Source organism: Pseudomonas sp. BNK-7, assembly GCF_048072025.1.
Classification (GTDB): Bacteria; Pseudomonadota; Gammaproteobacteria; order Pseudomonadales; family Pseudomonadaceae; genus Aquipseudomonas; species Aquipseudomonas danubii.
Genome location: NZ_CP182252.1, coordinates 3,074,585 through 3,091,967 on the forward strand (window position 1 = coordinate 3,074,585; position 17,383 = coordinate 3,091,967).

General features: G+C 60.8%; 20 protein-coding genes. 16 read left to right on the plus strand and 4 right to left on the minus strand.

All coding sequences use genetic code 11. The features are described 5' to 3' along the window. The first annotated feature begins 55 nt into the window (after positions 1 to 55). Both ACMGF8_RS14375 and ACMGF8_RS14380 read left to right on the plus strand, forming a co-directional pair. Complete coding sequence (locus ACMGF8_RS14375; RefSeq protein ID WP_102863900.1) at positions 56 to 1,522, plus strand: purine-cytosine permease family protein; 1,467 nt, start codon at positions 56 to 58, stop codon at positions 1,520 to 1,522. Further along, on the plus strand, positions 1,515 to 2,432 hold the full coding sequence (locus ACMGF8_RS14380) for a PfkB family carbohydrate kinase (RefSeq protein ID WP_102863899.1): 918 nt from the start codon (positions 1,515 to 1,517) through the stop codon (positions 2,430 to 2,432). Before ACMGF8_RS14375 ends, ACMGF8_RS14380 begins: the two co-directional genes overlap by 8 nt. Positions 2,433 to 2,485: 53 nt before the next feature. Here ACMGF8_RS14380 and ACMGF8_RS14385 read toward each other — a convergent pair whose 3' ends face one another. After that, positions 2,486 to 2,785, minus strand: coding sequence for a hypothetical protein (locus ACMGF8_RS14385; protein WP_416760003.1), 300 nt, complete (start codon positions 2,783 to 2,785; stop codon positions 2,486 to 2,488). Positions 2,786 to 2,868: 83 nt separating this feature from the next. Then, positions 2,869 to 4,086: an MFS transporter gene (locus ACMGF8_RS14390; RefSeq protein ID WP_240321962.1), complete on the minus strand. Its 1,218-nt coding sequence runs from the start codon at positions 4,084 to 4,086 to the stop codon at positions 2,869 to 2,871. A gap of 204 nt (positions 4,087 to 4,290) precedes the next feature. Between ACMGF8_RS14390 and ACMGF8_RS14395 the strand changes: the two genes are divergently transcribed. Beyond that, positions 4,291 to 4,770, plus strand: coding sequence for a GNAT family N-acetyltransferase (locus ACMGF8_RS14395; RefSeq protein WP_102863896.1), 480 nt, complete (start codon positions 4,291 to 4,293; stop codon positions 4,768 to 4,770). Between the two features lie 114 nt (positions 4,771 to 4,884). Here the strand turns inward: ACMGF8_RS14395 and ACMGF8_RS14400 are convergent, their stop codons facing one another. Continuing rightward, positions 4,885 to 5,937: an NAD(P)-dependent alcohol dehydrogenase gene (locus ACMGF8_RS14400; RefSeq protein ID WP_102863895.1), complete on the minus strand. Its 1,053-nt coding sequence runs from the start codon at positions 5,935 to 5,937 to the stop codon at positions 4,885 to 4,887. Between the two features lie 180 nt (positions 5,938 to 6,117). On the opposite strand from ACMGF8_RS14400, the gene ACMGF8_RS14405 reads away from it, so the two are divergent. Next, on the plus strand, positions 6,118 to 7,014 hold the full coding sequence (locus ACMGF8_RS14405) for an AraC family transcriptional regulator (protein ID WP_102863894.1): 897 nt from the start codon (positions 6,118 to 6,120) through the stop codon (positions 7,012 to 7,014). A gap of 163 nt (positions 7,015 to 7,177) precedes the next feature. Here ACMGF8_RS14405 and ACMGF8_RS14410 read toward each other — a convergent pair whose 3' ends face one another. Further along, entirely contained in the window at positions 7,178 to 8,842 is a 1,665-nt protein-coding gene (locus tag ACMGF8_RS14410) for an electron transfer flavoprotein-ubiquinone oxidoreductase (protein ID WP_102863893.1), read from the minus strand. 99 nt (positions 8,843 to 8,941) lie between these two features. Between ACMGF8_RS14410 and ACMGF8_RS14415 the strand changes: the two genes are divergently transcribed. The 12 genes from ACMGF8_RS14415 (at position 8,942) to ACMGF8_RS14470 (ending at position 17,383) form a co-directional block, all read left to right on the plus strand. Next, positions 8,942 to 9,133 (plus strand): hypothetical protein, encoded by a 192-nt coding sequence (locus tag ACMGF8_RS14415; RefSeq protein WP_102863892.1) that lies wholly within the window; start codon positions 8,942 to 8,944, stop codon positions 9,131 to 9,133. A 257-nt stretch (positions 9,134 to 9,390) separates the two neighbouring features. Then, on the plus strand, positions 9,391 to 10,140 hold the full coding sequence (locus ACMGF8_RS14420) for an electron transfer flavoprotein subunit beta/FixA family protein (protein ID WP_115581917.1): 750 nt from the start codon (positions 9,391 to 9,393) through the stop codon (positions 10,138 to 10,140). A gap of 2 nt (positions 10,141 to 10,142) precedes the next feature. Continuing rightward, positions 10,143 to 11,072, plus strand: coding sequence for an electron transfer flavoprotein subunit alpha/FixB family protein (locus ACMGF8_RS14425; RefSeq protein ID WP_025128724.1), 930 nt, complete (start codon positions 10,143 to 10,145; stop codon positions 11,070 to 11,072). Between the two features lie 80 nt (positions 11,073 to 11,152). Next, positions 11,153 to 11,977 (plus strand): substrate-binding periplasmic protein, encoded by an 825-nt coding sequence (locus ACMGF8_RS14430; protein WP_102863890.1) that lies wholly within the window; start codon positions 11,153 to 11,155, stop codon positions 11,975 to 11,977. A 9-nt stretch (positions 11,978 to 11,986) separates the two neighbouring features. Next, positions 11,987 to 12,343, plus strand: coding sequence for a DUF4398 domain-containing protein (locus ACMGF8_RS14435; RefSeq protein ID WP_102863889.1), 357 nt, complete (start codon positions 11,987 to 11,989; stop codon positions 12,341 to 12,343). Continuing rightward, entirely contained in the window at positions 12,340 to 13,152 is an 813-nt protein-coding gene (locus ACMGF8_RS14440; protein WP_102863888.1) for an OmpA family protein, read from the plus strand. Before ACMGF8_RS14435 ends, ACMGF8_RS14440 begins: the two co-directional genes overlap by 4 nt. Positions 13,153 to 13,357: 205 nt before the next feature. Next, positions 13,358 to 14,797: a PLP-dependent aminotransferase family protein gene (locus ACMGF8_RS14445; RefSeq protein WP_102863887.1), complete on the plus strand. Its 1,440-nt coding sequence runs from the start codon at positions 13,358 to 13,360 to the stop codon at positions 14,795 to 14,797. A gap of 76 nt (positions 14,798 to 14,873) precedes the next feature. Then, the gene (locus ACMGF8_RS14450) at positions 14,874 to 15,377 is read left to right on the plus strand and encodes a translation initiation factor 2 (RefSeq protein ID WP_416760009.1); all 504 of its coding nucleotides are present in this window, start codon (positions 14,874 to 14,876) and stop codon (positions 15,375 to 15,377) included. 169 nt (positions 15,378 to 15,546) lie between these two features. Continuing rightward, positions 15,547 to 15,801 carry a YkgJ family cysteine cluster protein gene (locus ACMGF8_RS14455; RefSeq protein ID WP_102863885.1) on the plus strand — a complete coding sequence of 85 codons (255 nt, stop codon included), beginning with the start codon at positions 15,547 to 15,549 and terminating at the stop codon, positions 15,799 to 15,801. A gap of 38 nt (positions 15,802 to 15,839) precedes the next feature. Beyond that, positions 15,840 to 16,448, plus strand: coding sequence for an START domain-containing protein (locus ACMGF8_RS14460; protein ID WP_102863884.1), 609 nt, complete (start codon positions 15,840 to 15,842; stop codon positions 16,446 to 16,448). Between the two features lie 145 nt (positions 16,449 to 16,593). After that, on the plus strand, positions 16,594 to 16,827 hold the full coding sequence (locus ACMGF8_RS14465) for a hypothetical protein (protein ID WP_102863883.1): 234 nt from the start codon (positions 16,594 to 16,596) through the stop codon (positions 16,825 to 16,827). A 214-nt stretch (positions 16,828 to 17,041) separates the two neighbouring features. After that, positions 17,042 to 17,383, plus strand: coding sequence for a ribonuclease E inhibitor RraB (locus ACMGF8_RS14470; protein ID WP_102863882.1), 342 nt, complete (start codon positions 17,042 to 17,044; stop codon positions 17,381 to 17,383).

Below are 17,383 nucleotides of genomic sequence, written 5' to 3' on the forward strand. Positions count from 1 at the left end.
TCAGCGACTTCCGAAATTGCCAATAACCACAACGATGGCAACAGGAGCCTTATTCATGAGTTCATCGACCGCCGGGTCAGGTGTCGGACAACTGGAAACCCGTGGCATCGAGCCGGTCCCGGAAGCGGAGTGCAACGGTCATCCTTTGCAGCTGTTCTGGGTCTGGTTTGCGGCCAATATCAGCATCCTCGGGTTGCCCCTGGGAGCGACCCTGGTGGCGTTTCGCGGCCTGTCGATCTGGCAGGTGGTGCTGGTGGCGGTCCTGGGCTCGGTGGGATCGTTCGCCGTGGTCGGGCTGATATCCGTGGCCGGCCGTCGTGGCCGGGCGCCGAGTCTGACCCTGTCTCGGGCCATTTTCGGTGTGCGCGGCAATATCGGCCCCACCCTGGTGTCCATGCTGTCGCGAGTCGGTTGGGAAACGGTCAATACCACCACCGCAGCCTTTGTTCTCCTGTCCTTGAGTTCGATCCTGTTCCACACCCCGGCCTCGGCCAAGGACGCGCCACTGTTGACCCTGCTGTTCATCGCTATCTTTGTGCTCATGACGCTGAGTGTGTCCGGTCTGGGCCACGCCACGTTGCTGGTGATCCAGAAGTGGGCCACCTACGGATTCGGCGCGCTGAACGTCCTGGTGGGCGGCTTTCTCTGTGCCACCATCGACTGGACCGCAGTGTTCAATGCCTCCCCTGCGCCCATGAGCGCGATGATCATCGGCGTCGGCACCATGGCCGCAGGCACCGGGATCGGCTGGGCCAGCTCTGGGGCGGACATGTCCCGTTATCAGCAACGTTCGGTCACTGCCGGGCGCCTGGTGGCCTCGGCGGCCTTCGGTGCCGGTATTCCGCTGGTGCTGCTGATCACTCTGGGAGGCTTGCTGTCGGTCGGTAACGATCATCTGGCCTCAGCGGTGGACCCGATCATTGCGATCCGCGACATGCTGCCAACCTGGATGGCCGTGCCTTACCTGATCGCTGCCTTCGGCGGTCTGCTGTTGTCCAACAACCTGTCGGTGTATTCCGCCGGTCTCACCGCGCTGACCCTGGGCCTCAAGGTCAAGCGGGTCTACGCAGTACTGGTGGATATCGTGGCGATCTTCATGGGGTCGATCTACTTCATGTTGATCGCTGACAGTTTCTACGGCCCCTTCATCAGCTTCATTTCCCTGCTGGCGGTGCCGATCACGGCCTGGGTGGGAATCTTCGTGGTGGACTTGATCCATCGCCACTACTACAGCGCCGATGATTTATTGAATGTGGGCCCGAGCAGCGCCTACTGGTATCAGGGCGGCATCGAATGGCGGGCCTTTGGTGCCTGGGTGCTGGCCATCGTCCTGGGCTTCTGTTTCACCAGCATTGGCACCACGGTCGAGGACGTCTGGTTCACGGGACCATTGGCCGATTCCTGGCTCGGGCATAACGGCCTGGGCTGGATCATCACCTTCCTGGTGGCCGGCGGCGTCTATGGCGTGCTGGGCGGCGCCCGTGACCGGCGTCGGGCTTTTGTCGAGAATGCCAATGCCTAGATTGCTCCACAGTGGCCAGGTGATCGTCGATCTGGTGATGGCCGTTGATCGACTGCCGGAGTCTGGCGGTGATGTGCTGGCGCAGTCGGCCAGTTTCGAGGCGGGTGGCGGTTTCAATGTCATGGCGGCGGCCGCGCGCAATGGCCTGCCGGTGGTCTATCTCGGTCGTCACGGCCAGGGGCGCTTTGGTGATCTGGCACGGCAGGCGATGCAGGCCGAAGGCATCCAGATGAGCCTGGAACCCAGTCTCGGGGCCGACACGGGTCTATGCGTGGCCTTGACCGAAGCCTCTGCCGAACGCACTTTCATTTCCCATATAGGTGCCGAGGGCGAACTGACGGTCGAAGACTTGGCGCAGGTCCAGGTGAGAGCGGGGGATTACCTTTACGTCAGTGGCTACAGCCTGCTTCAGGCGAGCAAGGCCAAGGCCCTGGTCGACTGGGTGCTGGCGTTGCCAGTCTCGGTGCCCCTGATGTTCGACCCGGGGCCGCTGGTGGGCTCGCTGGATTCTCCCTTGATGGCGGCTTTGTTGCCACGTATCGACATCTGGAGCAGTAACCGGGTCGAGGCCCTGCGCTTGAGTGCCAGCTCGGAAATGGTCGAAGCCGTGCAGCGGCTGGGCTCAATGTTGTCGTCCAAGGCCATGCTGGTACTGCGTGACGGTCCCCGAGGTTGCTGGATCAATCAAGAGGGGCGTGCTGTGCTGGTGCCGGGATTCAAGGTCGAGGCAGTGGACAGCAATGGAGCCGGCGATGCCCATGCCGGTGTCTTTGTCGCCGCGCTTGCTGCGGGTCATGAGCCGCAGGCAGCGGCCCGTCGGGCCAATGCGGCGGCGGCCATCGCGGTGACCCGCCGTGGCCCGGCCACCGCACCGTGCAGCGCGGAAGTGGACGCAATGTTGCGGGCCTGATGGACCGTCACCAGCCTTGCGCAGCGCCAGCTGGATTGAGCCGGCGCCGGGTGTTACTGACTGCTGCCCTCTGAGCCTGAGCCGCCGGTGGTGGTTTTCGATCCGCTACCGGTCTTGCCATTGTCCGGAGTCGTGGCATCCAGGGTGCCGGCGCCGCCCTGGCGGCCGTTGTCGTTGCCCTGGATTCGCGGGTCGGTGCCGGTGGCCGGCGGGTTGATGTTGATCTTCGGTGTGCTCTGGGGGGCGGGGGATTGCGGGCCTTCTACCGGATTGGTGGGGCCTGTGGTGCCCGCCAGGGCGGCGCTGGACAACAGTCCGGCCAGGGCCAGGGCTGAGAGTTGGACCTTGATCATGGTGTCGCCTCCATTGTTAGAGTCGTTACCTGATATTGGTCTGTCCTGGCGTGGGGTTGGTGCCGGATGATCGACGAACGGCGCTACGGGTTGTGGGCGATACGCAGTTGGAGCGCTCGGCGCCAGCCCAGGCGGCCGAGGCTGATCAGCCAGTTCAGCAGAGCAATAGCCAGTACGGTGAACAGCAGCGCCTGCATGCCGGCCTCGACGATGATCCGCCCGGCCAGCCAGGGAAAGCCGAATACCCCGACAAAATAGGACAGGCTGAACAACAGCAGTGCTTGCGAGGTGCTGCCGGCAGGTGCTTCGTTGGCGGCCAGGCCGTTGATCACTGAATACGTCAGGCCATAGCCAATCCCCAGTATCACTGCGGCCAACAGGTAGCTGGCGCTGCTGTCGACGACAAACAGAAACAGCAGGATCGACACCACCATCAGCCCCGATAGCAGGCAGGATGCGCGATAGGGGTCACGCTTGACCACGATGCCGGCGATCAGCATCCGGCTGGCGATGGCGGCGCTCATGAACCCGAGGAAGAACAGCGAGTAGTCCACGCCTCGGGATACACCGTAGCTGGTCTGGAAACTCGACAGCCCGCCGAACACACAGCCACCCAGGCCCACCATCAGGATTGGCCACAGGGCCCTGGAAGACAGTACGCGTGCCGCACCGCTCCTGGTGATCCGGGCCGCTGAAGTCCCCAGATGATTGGGCTGGCGACTCAGGCGGGCGCCCAGTCGCCAAAAGATCAGCACCCCCACCAGACTGGCTGCCGCAGCAATGAAAAAAGCACTGGTCACGGGATAGCCCAGCGCGCTGGCCAGGCGTCCCAGCAGCGGCCCGGAACCGATGCCGGTCATCATGCTGCCCGACAGCAGGGCGAAGTAGCGGGCTCGTTGCGCGGGCTCCACCAGCATCGCCACGATGATTGGCCCCAGGGTGTAGAACACTCCCCAGCCCAGGCCCAGGGTCAGGCCGAAGAGCAGCAGGGCGTGGCCGAACCCGGGGGTCAGGGCAAAGCCCAGGCTGGCCAGGGCCAGCAGGCAGCCGAACAGCGCCACCGAACGTGCGGCGCCAAGCCAGTCCGATAGGTGCCCGGAACCGATCACCGCGACGAAGGTGCTGAGCATCGCTGCCGAAATCACGCTGCCGGCGTCGTGCTCATTGCCGCCGCGGCTGCTGATCAGCAAGGACAGGAGAAAGGTCGATCCGTAAGACAGTGACAACAGATAGCTGCCCAGACAGAACAACCCGAACAATGGCCCTGGCCCCCTGGATTTCTGCATAGCCCGCACGGACATGAAAACTCCTCTCTTATGCTTGTAGTCGTGGAGGGCTTTCTAGCATGGCCTTTTGCGCTGTTTGTTCTGATCCTGCAGGCCTCAGGGTTAGCCGACAGCGGAGTAAGCCGCGAGCCGGGGAATCAGCTTTGCGCGTAAATGGCCGTGCATGTATTTCGGCTGTCGTTCTAATATGGCCACCTGATTCCGCCTAGAGAACCGTCGATGACCGTCGTAATCCGTCCTGCACTGCCCAGCGATGCCCCACAGATTCTTGCTTTCATCACTGAGCTCGCCGACTACGAGCGGGCTCGTCACGAAGTGATTGCCGGCGTCGCCGATATTGAGCGCAGCTTGTTCAGTGAGGGGGCTACGGCCCACGGCCTGATCTGCCTGCGTGACGGCGTGCCGATTGGCTTTGCGGTGTTTTTCTTCAGTTATTCCACCTGGCTGGGCAGCAACTGTCTGTACCTGGAGGATCTCTACATCACCCCGGAACAACGCGGTGGCGGGGCGGGCAAGCAACTGTTGCGGCATCTGGCACAGATCGCCTGTGACAACGATTGCGGACGCTTCGAATGGAGTGTGCTGGAGTGGAATGAACCGGCGATCCAGTTCTACAAGTCCCTGGGCGCCCAGCCTCAGGAGGAGTGGGTCAAGTACCGCATGGACGGCGAAGTGCTGCGGGCGTTCGCCCGGGGCTGACGACAGCCCCCATGGGCTGGCGCCAGCTGGCCCGTGCCGGAGCCGGCTTGTCGGCGAAGGCGTATTGCGTGGAGCGCCTCCTCGTGACAAGCCGGGCCGTCATGGCATCGAGATTCAGAGCTTCAAGGTCGCCATATCGATCACGAAGCGATACTTCACATCCCCTTTGATCATGCGCTCATAGGCCTGGTTGATCTGACGAATATCCAGCATCTCGATGTCGCAGGTGATGCCGTGCTCGGCGCAGAAATCCAGCACCTCCTGGGTCTCGGCAATGCCGCCGATCAGCGATCCGGCCAGTACGCGACGGCTCATCACCAGCTTGCCGGCGTGCAGTGCCGGGTCCACCGGCTCGATCAGGCCCACCAGGATGTGCACGCCGTCAAAGCGCAGGGTGTCGAGGTAGGGATTGAGGTCGTGGGGCACCGGGATGGTGTCCAGGAGGAAGTCGAAATGCCCGGCTACCGACTGCATCTGCGCCGCATCGGTGGATACGATCACATGGTCCGCGCCTTGGCGGCGGGCTTCTTCGGCCTTGCTCGCCGAGCGGGTGAACAGGGTCACTTCGGCCCCCAGGGCCTTAGCGAACTTGATGCCCATGTGGCCCAGGCCGCCCATGCCGAGAATCCCCACTTTGTCGCCGGCCTTGACGCCATAGTGCTTGAGGGGCGAGTAGGTGGTGATGCCGGCACAGAGAATCGGTGCTGCGCTGGCCAGGTCGAGTTTCTCCGGGATGCGCACGACAAAGTGCTCGCTGACCACGATGCTGTCGGAGTAGCCGCCCATGGTGTTGCTGCCATCGACCCGATCCGGGGTGGCGTAGGTCATGGTCGGACCTTCCAGGCAGTACTGTTCCAGATTCGCAGCACAGGCTTCGCAATGGCGGCAGGAGTCCACCATGCAGCCGACGCCCACTAGGTCGCCGACCTTGTGCTTGCTGACGTTGGCGCCGACGGCGGTGACCTTGCCGACGATCTCGTGGCCCGGCATCAGCGGGTACACGGCGATGCCCCATTCGTTGCGGGCCTGGTGGATGTCGGAGTGGCAGACGCCGCAGTAGAGGATCTCGATGGCGACGTCGTCCGCGCGTGGGCTGCGGCGCTGGAAGCTCATGGGGGCGAGGGGAGTGGTGGCCGATTGGGCGGCATAACCGATGGTGGTGTACATGAAGAACCTCGCAAAAGCGCTGACAAGTGAGGCGGTGCATTCTCGGCGTCGAGCCTGAGGGCGGCCATGGCGATTCCTCGGCATGTCATGCCTATTCCTCCGGTATTGGCGGTTTTTGCGCGGCATTGGCCAGCAGACCTGCGATGATGTTTTCATCCCTTTTTTCGTGAAGTTTTCTGCATGCTGCTGACCCGTCACCTTGACGCCAATGCCACCCTGGTTTCGCTGATCCAGCCCCTTGCCAGCCGAGATGGTTTCGTTGCCACCGCCTTGCCTGGGGTCCAGGTGCTGCGGGCCAGCTGTGATGTGGCGCGAGGTCCACAGATCTATGAACCGAGCCTGATGATCATTGTCCAGGGCAGCAAACTGGCCTACCTGGGCACGCGGACCCTGGAATACGGCGCCGGGCACTACCTGATCCAGGCCTTGTCGGTGCCCTTCGAGTGCGAAACCTTCGCCTTGCCCGATGCACCGCTGCTGGGGATTTCCATTGCCATCGACCGGGCAGTCCTGAGCGAGCTGGTGCTGGCCATGGGGATCGCCGAAGGCCGGGCGGCTTCGGCGCAAACCCTGGAATCGATGACCTCGGCGGTGCTTGACGACGTCATGCGTGGTTGCGTGGAGCGCCTGCTGCATTGCCTGCTCGATCCTCTGGAGTGCAAGGTCATGGGGGCGTCCAGGGTGCGCGAGCTGCTCTTTGCTGCCCTGCGCGGGCCTCAGGCCGATGCGTTGCGGGCACTGGTGGAGCAGCAGGGGCAGTTCGCGCGGGTCGCGGCTTCGCTCAATCATCTGCACGAGCATTACACCGAGCCGTTGAACGTCGAGACCCTGGCCCGTTGCGCCAACATGAGCACGTCGACCTTCCACGAGCATTTCAAGCGCAGCACCCTGCTGTCGCCAGTGCAGTACCTCAAGCGCCTGCGGTTGCTCAAGGCCCAGCAGTTGCTGGTGGGAGAAGGGCTGGGTGTGGCCCAGGTAGCGCATCGGGTGGGTTACCAGAGCACCTCGCAGTTCAGTCGCGAGTACAAACGCTACTTTGAGCGTAATCCCGGGGATGAGCGGGCCGTAGCTCTGTAGATGCTGTTCGTAGGCGCTGGCTTGCCAGCGACGACGCCTTTGGGTCGGTACAAGGCTTGAGGGGCTCTTCACCGACTAGTCGGCTCCTGCCGGAGGCTGTGCCGGCAAATCCCGGGCATGAAAAAGGCCCCCATAAAGGGGGCCTCTTGTGTACCGCGGCGACTTACATGTTCGGGTAAGTCGGGCCGCCGGCACCTTCCGGAGTGACCCAGGTGATGTTCTGGGCCGGGTCCTTGATATCGCAGGTCTTGCAGTGCACGCAGTTCTGGGCGTTGATCTGGAAGCGCTTCTCGCCGTCTTCCTGGGTGATCACTTCATACACGCCGGCTGGGCAGTAACGCTGAGCAGGCTCGTCGTACAGCGGCAGGTTGCGGCCCAGAGGGATGCTCGGGTCGGTCAGCTTGAGGTGGCAAGGCTGTTCTTCTTCATGGTTGGTACCGGAGATGAACACCGAGCTCAGTTTGTCGAAGCTGAGTTTGCCGTCGGGTTTGGGATAGTCGATCTTCGCGCAGTCCTTGGCCAGCTTCAGGCAGGCGTAGTCCGGCTTGGTGTCGTGCAGGGTGAAGGGCAGCTTGCCACCGAAGATGTTCTGATCCATCCAGTTGAAGCCGGCGCCGATGATCGGACCGAACTTGTGCATGGCCGGACCGAAGTTGCGGCTGGCGAACAGCTCTTCATACAGCCAGCTGGATTTGAAGGAGTCGACGTAGCTCTTCAGCTCATCGGCACCTTCGGAGCCGGCGAACAGCGAGTCGGCCACGGCATCGGCGGCGAGCATGCCGGACTTCATGGCGGTGTGGCTGCCCTTGATCTTGGCCACGTTCATGGTGCCCAGGTCGCAGCCGATCAAAGCGCCGCCCTTGAAGACCATCTTCGGCAGCGAATTGATACCGCCCTTGGCCAGTGCACGGGCGCCGTAGCTGATGCGTTTGCCGCCTTCCAGGTACTGCTTGAGCACCGGGTGATGCTTGAGGCGCTGGAATTCGTCGAACGGCGACAGGTAGGTGTTGGCATAGGACAGGTCGACGATCAGGCCCACCACGACCTGGTTGTTTTCCAGGTGGTAGAGGAAGGAACCGCCGGTGTTCTCGTTGCTCATGATGTCCAGCGGCCAGCCGGCGGTGTGGACCACCAGGCCCGGTTGGTGCTTGGCCGGATCGATTTCCCAGATTTCCTTGAGGCCGATGCCGTAGTGCTGGGCGTCGGCGTCGCTGTCCAGGTTGAAGCGCTTGATCAGTTGCTTGCCGATATGGCCGCGGCAGCCTTCGGCGAACAGGGTGTACTTGCCGCGCAGTTCCATGCCTGGGGTGTAGAGGCCATCTTTCGGCTGTCCTTCACGGTCGACACCCAGGTCACCGGTGATGATCCCGCGGACCACGCCGTTTTCGTCGATCAGGGCTTCCTGGGCGGCGAAGCCCGGGTAGATTTCCACGCCCAGGTTCTCGGCCTGCTGGGCCAGCCAGCGGCACAGGTTGCCCAGGGAAATGATGTAGTTGCCTTCGTTGTGCATGGTCTTGGGCACAAAGAAGTCTGGAACCTTGGTGGAAGTGTCGCCGCTACGCAGGACATAAATGTCGTCGCGGGTGACCGGGGTGTTGAGCGGGGCGCCCAGTTCCTTCCAGTCCGGGAACAGTTCATTCAGGGCCCGAGGCTCGAACACGGCACCGGAAAGGATGTGAGCACCGACTTCGGAGCCTTTTTCAACCACGCAGACGCTGATTTCCTTACCGGCTTCAGCGGCCTTCTGCTTAAGGCGGCAAGCGGCGGACAAGCCTGCGGGGCCGGCACCGACGATGACCACGTCGAATTCCATGTATTCGCGTTCCACTAGGCTATCTCCTACTCAAGGCTCAACGGTTTTTTCTAATTGGAGGTTTGGCGTTGCATCCGCGCTTTCTCCCATTACAAATGGGGGGAGAAGGGGAGGATGGCCGACCTTTCTCTCTGGGCGGCGCATTATATCTACACCACTCTCAGCGTCCAATACAAACGTTTGTTTGAATTTGCCGCAGCCCAGATAAATCAAAGAAGCGCGGCTTATAAACGGCTATTTTGCCGTATTGACCGGAAAAGGCGTTCCGGTCAAGATACGGTCGGTTTTGCGCTCGCCGTAGGCTGACTGTTGGTTTCAAGAGCACCTCTAAAGACAGGGCAAAGGCAATAAAGGTGACGCACCGCGCAACTTGAAAGTGCGCAGTCTACACGCCGCGATAATGAATGACTCGTCGGTCACCACTGACGAACGGTCATCACCCCGTGAGCAAGGTCAACCTGATGTACGCCAGCGTTTTTGGAGGTGCCCTTGTGCCGATGAGCATCAACCGCCAGGTTCTCGCCTAGGCGACTTTCTTTTCACCGGAGAGTAACGAGGAATCCATGAAGGTTCTTGTAGCTGTCAAACGAGTGGTCGACTATAACGTCAAGGTTCGCGTCAAAGCGGACAACTCCGGCGTCGACCTCGCCAACGTCAAGATGTCGATGAACCCTTTCTGCGAAATCGCAGTGGAAGAAGCCGTACGCCTGAAAGAGAAAGGTGTAGCGACTGAAATCGTCGTCGTCTCCATCGGTCCTGCTACTGCTCAAGAGCAACTGCGTACCGCCCTGGCACTGGGTGCCGATCGCGCAATCCTCGTCGAGTCCGCTGAAGAGTTGAACTCCCTGGCTGTGGCCAAGCTGCTCAAGGCTGTGGTCGACAAGGAGCAGCCACATCTGGTTATCCTCGGCAAACAGGCCATCGATAGCGACAACAACCAGACCGGCCAGATGCTGGCGGCCCTGAGCGGTTACGCTCAAGGCACCTTCGCCTCCAAGGTCGAAGTGTCCGGCGACAAGGTCAACGTCACTCGCGAAATCGACGGCGGCCTGCAGACCGTTGCGCTGAACCTGCCAGCCATCGTCACCACCGACCTGCGTCTGAACGAGCCGCGCTATGCGTCTCTGCCAAACATCATGAAAGCCAAGAAGAAGCCGCTTGAAACGCTGACTCCTGATGCTTTGGGTGTTTCCACCGCCTCCACTAACAAGACCCTGAAAGTCGAAGCGCCGGCTGCACGCAGCGCAGGTATCAAGGTCAAGTCGGTGGCTGAACTGGTCGAGAAACTGAAAAACGAAGCGAAGGTAATCTGATCATGACTATCTTGGTAATCGCCGAACACGATAACAAGGCGCTGGCTCCGGCCACCCTGAACACCGTTGCCGCCGCCGCCAAAATCGGTGGTGACGTTCATGTACTGGTAGCCGGCCAGGGCGTTGGCGCTGTGGCCGAAGCCGCTGCAAAAATCGCTGGCGTGGCCAAAGTGCTGGTGGCGGACAATGCCGCCTACGCTCACCAACTGCCGGAAAACGTTGCGCCGCTGGTGGCCGAGCTGGGTGCTGGCTACAGCCACATCCTGGCTGCCGCTACCTCCAACGGTAAGAACATCCTGCCGCGGGTTGCCGCTCAGCTGGACGTTGACCAGATATCCGAGATCATCTCGGTAGAAAGCGCTGACACCTTCAAGCGTCCGATCTATGCCGGTAACGCCATCGCTACCGTGCAGTCCTCGGCTGCCGTGAAAGTCATCACCGTGCGGGCTACCGGCTTCGACGCCGTTGCTGCTGAAGGTGGTTCGGCTGCGGTTGAAGCCGTTGGCGCTGCTCACGATGCCGGCAAGTCGAGCTTCGTTGGCGAAGAACTGGCCAAGTCCGATCGTCCTGAACTCACCGCTGCCAAGATCGTCGTTTCCGGCGGCCGTGGCATGCAGAACGGTGACAACTTCAAGCACCTGTACGCCCTGGCCGACAAGCTTGGCGCAGCGGTCGGCGCCTCCCGCGCAGCCGTGGACGCAGGCTTCGTGCCCAACGACATGCAGGTCGGCCAGACCGGCAAGATCGTCGCGCCACAGCTGTACATCGCCGTCGGTATCTCCGGCGCGATCCAGCACCTGGCAGGCATGAAGGATTCCAAGGTGATCGTTGCGATCAACAAGGACGAAGAAGCTCCGATCTTCCAGGTGGCCGACTACGGTCTGGTGGCGGACTTGTTCGAAGCCGTACCTGAGTTGGAGAAGCTGGTCTAATCCGGCGGCTTCACTTATAAAGAGCCCGGCCCTTTGGCCGGGCTTTTTTTTGTCTGTTTTTTGTTGGGGAGAATTTCGCCATGGATCTGCGCCGCATGAGGGGCTGGTCAGCGCTGTTGGGTCTGGCGTTGTTGCCATCGCTGTCGATGGCTGCGGGCAAGTGCGAACGCCTGGTGGTCACCGGCAGCCCGGATGCACCACCCTACCTGTGGCGCGATCCGCAGAATCCCAAGCACCTGATAGGGGCCAGTGCCGATCTATTGCAGCAGGTGGCGGGAGAGTTGGGGCTCAAGATCGAGTTGCTGTACGCCGGCAAACGTTCCGAGGCCTTGGATGAAGTGCGCAGTGGGCGCATGGATCTGCTAGCTGACGCGCCCCTGACCTTGAACGAACTGGAGTCCCTGGACTACATCCATCCGGCCCTGGTGCAGAACGACTACCTGGTGTGGACCCGCAAGGACTCCACCCTGAGCTACACCCAGCCGTTGGATCTTGTCGGCCATCCCGGCGCGGTATCGGAAAAGGCCAGGCTGACCCAGCCCTTTCAGGCTATGGCCAAGGAGCATCTGCAACTCAAGCCTTTACCGAATCTGACCCAGGTTTTCCAGACCTTGCTCCTGGGGGAAGTGGACTATGTTCTGGCGCCGCGTTACGCGGGCATGGCCATGGCCCAGTCCTTGGGGATGGCGGCGGATCTGGTGTCCTTTCCCCAGCCTGTCGACAAACCGGGGCTGTTCCTGGCCTTGTCCCACAACTCCGCCTGCAATGATCCATGGTTGCGCGGACAGTTGGCAAAAAAGATGACAGAATTGCCCGCGTCCGGTCTGACGGAGGCCTTGCTGCAGCGCAATCTGGAGCGCTGGAAGGCCCAGTTGCAGCAACCCGTCAGCAGCCCAAAACCGTAGGAATCACGTGTGACTATTCGACCTCTTTTCGCTGCCCTGGCCCTGTTGGCCTTGGCGGGTTGTGCAACCGATCCGGCGCCCAACGAGCAGATGCGCCTTACTGCCCAGGCCCTGGAACAAGCCAAGGCCGTGGGGGCTTCGGCCGAGGACATGCCTGAGTTGAAACTGGCCGAAGACAAGTTCGCCCGTGCCCAGGGCAATATGCAGGATGAGTCGTACAAGAAGGCGCGGATGCGCGCCGAGCAGGCCGAGCTGGATGCGCGTCTGGCAGAAGCCAAGGTCCTGACTCAGAAAAGCCAGGAGCAGGTGAATGTGCTCAATACTCGCATTACGCGCCTGCGCAAGCAGTTGGGAGACGCCCAATGAGCCTCTCTATCCGTATCTTCGGCGGCGCTGTGCTGTTGGCCTGCGCCGGTCTCTATGGCTGCGCCGGCCAGCACAGTGAGGAGGCCTTGCAGCAAGCCGGCAACGACTTCCAGAAGGTCAAGGAAGACTCCAATGTGCTGCGTATCGCGCCCAAGGACGTGATACGTGCGGGTGAGTCCCTGGCTCGCGCCGATCGTCTGTCGACCTACTGGGGCAGCGGTGGCGACGTGGAGCACTATGCCTACCTGAGCCGTCGTTACAGCGAAATCGCCCGTGAGCACACCGAGCAGGCGCTGAATCAGGAGCGTGCGGCCAAGCTCGAGCTGGAGCGTCAACGTCTGCAACTGGCCCTGCGTGAGGCCAAGTTGCTGAGTGTGCAGCAGCAGGGCAAATGGCTCGAAGAGCAGATCATCAGCCTGGCCACCACCCAGACCGATCGTGGTCTGGTGATGACTCTGGGAGACGTGCTGTTCGACACCGGTGAAGCCGAGTTGAAGAGTTCGGCGAACCGCACGGTGCTCAAGGTGGTGCAGTTCCTCCAGCTGAACCCTAAGCGCGTGGTGCGCATCGAGGGCTACACCGATAACACCGGGGAGCGTCAGAGCAACCTGCAGCTGTCTCGCGATCGTGCCCAGGCGGTGGCCGATGTGCTGGTGGACCTGGGAATCGACGAAAAGCGTGTCCATGTCCAGGGCTATGGTGACGAGTACCCAGTGGAAGCCAATGCCTCCGAGCGGGGCCGGGCGCAGAACCGTCGGGTGGAAATCGTCTTCTCCGACGACAAGGGCCAACTCGGCGCTGCTCGCTGAAACACTGATCCTTTTGCCCCTGAAAAGCCCGACGCCTCGCAAGCGTTGGGTTTTTTTATGTCTGAGGGTGTCGCAAAAACTCGACAGTTCTACTTTTCACTGCCCTGTGTCCTCGACTATTGTAGAAACTGTCCCAGTACACTTCTAAACTGTGCCGGTATTGTTTCACACAAGAATAAAACGCCGTGAAATCGAGTGCTGCGCCATGACCAATCTCTTGCTCTATCAACGTATCGCTCAGCAACTGGCTGAGGATATTCGCCGTGGTGTCTACCAGCCGGGGGAGCGCGTACCGTCGGTGCGCAAGATGAGCTCGCAGCTCAATGTCAGCCACGCCACGGTGCTCCAGGCCTACGCCAATCTGGAAGATCAGGGACTGATCCGCGCGCGTCCCCAATCGGGTTACTACGTGCACCAGACTCCGGCTCTGACCGCGCCGACCCCGGATATTGCTCGGGTCGAACGTCCGGGACTGGTCACGCGCAGCAGCATTATTCAGCAGGTGCTGGTGGAGTCCCGTCGCGAGGGAGTGTTTCCCCTGGGGGCGGCAGTGCCCAGCGTTGACTATTTGCCGGTGCGGGCGCTGCACCAGCAATTGGCCAAGGTCACGCGTTTTCACAGTCCGCGGGCGTTCAGCTATATGTTCAGCCCGGGATTCGAGCCCTTGCGGCGTCAGGTGGCGATTCGCATGCGCGATGCCGGGGTCGTGGTCGACCCTTCGGAAGTGGTGATTACCCATGGATGCGTCGATGCCTTGCAGATGTCCCTACGGGTCCTGACCCGGCCGGGTGATTTGATCGCCGCGGAATCGCCGACCTATTACGGGCTGCTGCAACTGGCGGACCTGCTGGGGCTCAAGGTTATCGAGATTCCCAGCGACCCCTCTACGGGCATGAGCCTTGAGGCCCTGCAGCTGGCGGCCAACCAATGGTCGATCAAGGCCCTGGTACTGACTACGCGCCTGAGCAACCCCCTGGGTGGAACCATGCCGGAGGAGCGGCAGAAGCAACTGCTGCGCCTGGCTTCGGACTTCGATATCCAGGTGGTCGAGGACGATATCTACGGCGAGTTGATGTTCGAAGTAGGGCGCACCAAGGCCCTCAAGGCCTATGACCGCCTGGACCGGGTGATCTACTGCTCAAGCTTCTCCAAGACCCTATCGCCGGGAGTGCGTATCGGCTGGATGATTGCTGGCAAGTATCAGCAGGAGATCCAGCGCCTGCAGACCTTCAGTACCCATTCCGCGTGCAGCGTGACGCAGATGGGGGTTGCGGCGTATCTGGAGAACGGTGGTTATGACCGTCATCTGCGCTACATCCGCCAGGAATACCGCAAGAACCTCAGCGCCTTTCAACTGGCGGTGCAGCAGCATTTTCCGGAAGGTACGCAGATTACCCGGCCCAACGGCGGGTTCATTCTCTGGGTCAGCCTGCCGGGACGGGTCAACACCCAGGAACTGCACGTGCGGGCTTTGCAGCAGGGCATCAGCATCGCTCCGGGGTTGATCTTCAGTAACACCGAACAGTTCAACCACTGCGTGCGCCTGAATTGCGGGACACCTTGGAACCGCGAGGCCGAGCGAGCCTTGATGACCCTGGGCATGCTCGCCAGTCAGTTATGCCAAGAAGCGTCCGGCGGATTCTAGACAGTGCGGTCCCATGCTTGTCATGGGGCTTGCAACAAGCGAGCATAGGGCACCTTTTGTCGATCTACCTGCCTTTATGAAAGCCTTTTTTCCTGCCATCTGGTTGAGTGCCTGCCTCTTGGGAGTCGTTGCGGCGCCTGTCCAGGCGGCCTCGACCCCGGATAAACCGGCTGCCAGCGTTACTCATTCAAGCAAGGCCTCCAGCACCAAGCAGGCTCCAGCGAGCAAGACCAAGCCGTCCGCCAATGCCAGCAAAGCCCAGCCCAAGAAAAAGACCAAGCCTGCGCCCAAGAAGGCCAAGTCCAAGTGGGCCTATCAAGATATCAACACACCTCTGGCCAGCCCCAAGCTCGACTTGAGCCTGCCACCGGAAATGGTCAAGCACTTGCAGCCTTTGGGAGCGCTGCCGCTGCCCAAGCGCGAGCCTCTGCTGCCGCAGATGTTTGGCGAGAAGCCCAAGGACAGCAGTCCGTTCCAACTCAACGGTCGATTGCTCAGCAACGAAATGCAGCTGCAGTTACGCAACGAGGAGCGTCGGGATATCGAGGGTGCTGCCCTGGATTTCGAGTTCAAGCAGTAAATTCATCAACCACTCTGTGACCGAGTTGACCGGCACTTTGTCGGAGACTGATCAGTCACGCACGGTTGTGCGTCAAATCCGTTCTTTGAGTAATTTTAAACGGCTGTTTTAGCGGTTACTCTTGTCCGGCCTCATTCAACACTATGCTTGTCGCGAGGAGCTTTTCGTCATGAACTGCCGTGAAGGTTGTGGCGCTTGCTGCATTGCCCCTTCTATCAGTACGCCGATTCCCGGAATGCCCAATGGCAAGCCGGCGGGAGAACGTTGCCTGCACCTTTCTGTCGAACACCTGTGCGGTCTTTTCGGTAGGCCGGAGCGGCCAGCGGTTTGTGGGGCATTTCAGGCGGACCCTGAGGTGTGTGGCGAAAGTCGAGAAGACGCCATCCGTTTGCTCGGTTGGTGGGAACAAGTGACGGCTGCTTAGTTTTAATGAACGGAACTTCAACAATAAGGAATAAGACAATGGGTTCGCTGCATCGAATTGCTGTGCTCTGTGGTTTAACCGTGCTGCTGTCGGCAACGGCCCACGCCGAAGATTGGCAAACGGCCAAGGATGAAGACGGCATCAAGATTTCCTTGAGTGAAGTGGCCGGTTCCAAATACAAGGCCTATCGCGGCGTCACCACCATGAAGACCTCCATCGCCAAGCTTCGCGCGCTGCAGGAAGACGTGGCCGGTGCCTGCTCCTGGATTCATGAGTGCAAGAGCCAGAAGCTGCTCAAGCATGAGGGCGATCAAAGCTGGACCTACACTCAGTTCAATACCCCCTGGCCAGTGACTGCCCGTGACTCGGTGCTGCACATTACCTCCAGCGAGGCCGCCGATGGCAGCCTGACCCGTAAGCTGGAAGGCGTGCCCACCTACATTCCCGAAGAGAAAGGCTTCGTGCGTGTGTCCCAGGTTGAGGGTTACTGGAAGTTTGTGCCCAAAGGGGCCGATCAGGTGGAAGTGACCTACCAGGTGCATACCGAGCCGGGTGGCAGCGTGCCGTCCTGGCTGGCCAACAAGTTCGTGGTGGACGCGCCCTTCAACACTTTGAAGGCGCTCAAGGCCCGTGCCGAAAAGCCGTAATCGGCTGATTGTCCACGGGATTCATCAAGGCCGCCTCCGGGCGGTCTTTTTATTGGTTTGTCCCCGCCAGCACTGTGGAACGTTTGCCTCGCACTCAAGGTCGAGATGCTGTAGGTCCACTCATGGGGCTATCAAGGAGGCGTTGATGCAAAAGTGGCAAGTCACTTTCGTGGATGATCATGGCGTCCAGTCCGTCGAGCAGTTCGATTGCGATCAGCAACCGACGTTGGAACGCGCCGCACAATTGGTCCGGGCCAGGTTGCTGCCTGTGAGTGCCGAACTGGATCTCAATGATCTGGATGGGCGCACCGATGCCCCCACCCTCAAGAGTTTGAAAGAGCAGAACAGCATTCAGATTCTCAGCATTACGCCGATGTAATGAGAGCAGAGAGGGCTCCGACAGCAATTTCTGGCGTCGTCCAGGTGTTGGCGCTAATCTGCAAACGAGATCAGCGAATTCTTCGCTAAGCTCTGATCTTGTCAGCTCCATGCTTGTTTCCTGACGACCCGCCCCGGGTCGTGATGTCGGTCACTTTTGGCCGGCGGGTCGGGAAGCACGGAAAGTCTATCCATCGGTTTGAGGAGGACGTTTCATGAGCACAGCCTTTCAAGAAGACCTCAGCAGCAGTGTGTTGCGCCGCATGAAAGAAGGCGGTTTTGACTTTTCACGATTCCATCCCATCGAGTTCTACGCCATTTTCCCGGATGAGGAGCGGGCACGCAGGGCGGCAGGACAGTTTCGCGGTGAATCCTTGAATGCCCAGGTCAGCGTGCGTGACGACGGCGCCTGGTATCTGGAGTTGAGCAAGGTGATGTACGCCACCCATGGCGGCATCGGGGATTTTGAACAGGACTTCGAGGCAGTGGTCGAACCCCTGGGCGGTATCATTGAAGGCTGGGGGGTGAAACAGGAGATCCGTGGGCGTCTGTTATAG

Bases quoted from the DNA above. Each gene is read 5' to 3' on its own strand.
- ACMGF8_RS14415 (WP_102863892.1), top strand. From the start codon at position 8,942: ATGGCCGACCTTTCTCTCTGGGCGGCGCATTATATCTACACCACTCTC.
- ACMGF8_RS14395 (WP_102863896.1), top strand. From the start codon at position 4,291: ATGACCGTCGTAATCCGTCCTGCACTGCCCAGCGATGCCCCACAGATT.
- ACMGF8_RS14385 (WP_416760003.1), bottom strand. From the start codon at position 2,785: ATGATCAAGGTCCAACTCTCAGCCCTGGCCCTGGCCGGACTGTTGTCC.
- ACMGF8_RS14400 (WP_102863895.1), bottom strand. From the start codon at position 5,937: ATGTACACCACCATCGGTTATGCCGCCCAATCGGCCACCACTCCCCTC.
- ACMGF8_RS14470 (WP_102863882.1), top strand. From the start codon at position 17,042: ATGAGCACAGCCTTTCAAGAAGACCTCAGCAGCAGTGTGTTGCGCCGC.
- ACMGF8_RS14380 (WP_102863899.1), top strand. From the start codon at position 1,515: ATGCCTAGATTGCTCCACAGTGGCCAGGTGATCGTCGATCTGGTGATG.
- ACMGF8_RS14420 (WP_115581917.1), top strand. From the start codon at position 9,391: ATGAAGGTTCTTGTAGCTGTCAAACGAGTGGTCGACTATAACGTCAAG.
- ACMGF8_RS14425 (WP_025128724.1), top strand. From the start codon at position 10,143: ATGACTATCTTGGTAATCGCCGAACACGATAACAAGGCGCTGGCTCCG.
- ACMGF8_RS14445 (WP_102863887.1), top strand. From the start codon at position 13,358: ATGACCAATCTCTTGCTCTATCAACGTATCGCTCAGCAACTGGCTGAG.
- ACMGF8_RS14455 (WP_102863885.1), top strand. From the start codon at position 15,547: ATGAACTGCCGTGAAGGTTGTGGCGCTTGCTGCATTGCCCCTTCTATC.
- ACMGF8_RS14450 (WP_416760009.1), top strand. From the start codon at position 14,874: ATGAAAGCCTTTTTTCCTGCCATCTGGTTGAGTGCCTGCCTCTTGGGA.
- ACMGF8_RS14390 (WP_240321962.1), bottom strand. From the start codon at position 4,086: ATGTCCGTGCGGGCTATGCAGAAATCCAGGGGGCCAGGGCCATTGTTC.
- ACMGF8_RS14375 (WP_102863900.1), top strand. From the start codon at position 56: ATGAGTTCATCGACCGCCGGGTCAGGTGTCGGACAACTGGAAACCCGT.
- ACMGF8_RS14405 (WP_102863894.1), top strand. From the start codon at position 6,118: ATGCTGCTGACCCGTCACCTTGACGCCAATGCCACCCTGGTTTCGCTG.
- ACMGF8_RS14430 (WP_102863890.1), top strand. From the start codon at position 11,153: ATGGATCTGCGCCGCATGAGGGGCTGGTCAGCGCTGTTGGGTCTGGCG.
- ACMGF8_RS14465 (WP_102863883.1), top strand. From the start codon at position 16,594: ATGCAAAAGTGGCAAGTCACTTTCGTGGATGATCATGGCGTCCAGTCC.
- ACMGF8_RS14460 (WP_102863884.1), top strand. From the start codon at position 15,840: ATGGGTTCGCTGCATCGAATTGCTGTGCTCTGTGGTTTAACCGTGCTG.
- ACMGF8_RS14440 (WP_102863888.1), top strand. From the start codon at position 12,340: ATGAGCCTCTCTATCCGTATCTTCGGCGGCGCTGTGCTGTTGGCCTGC.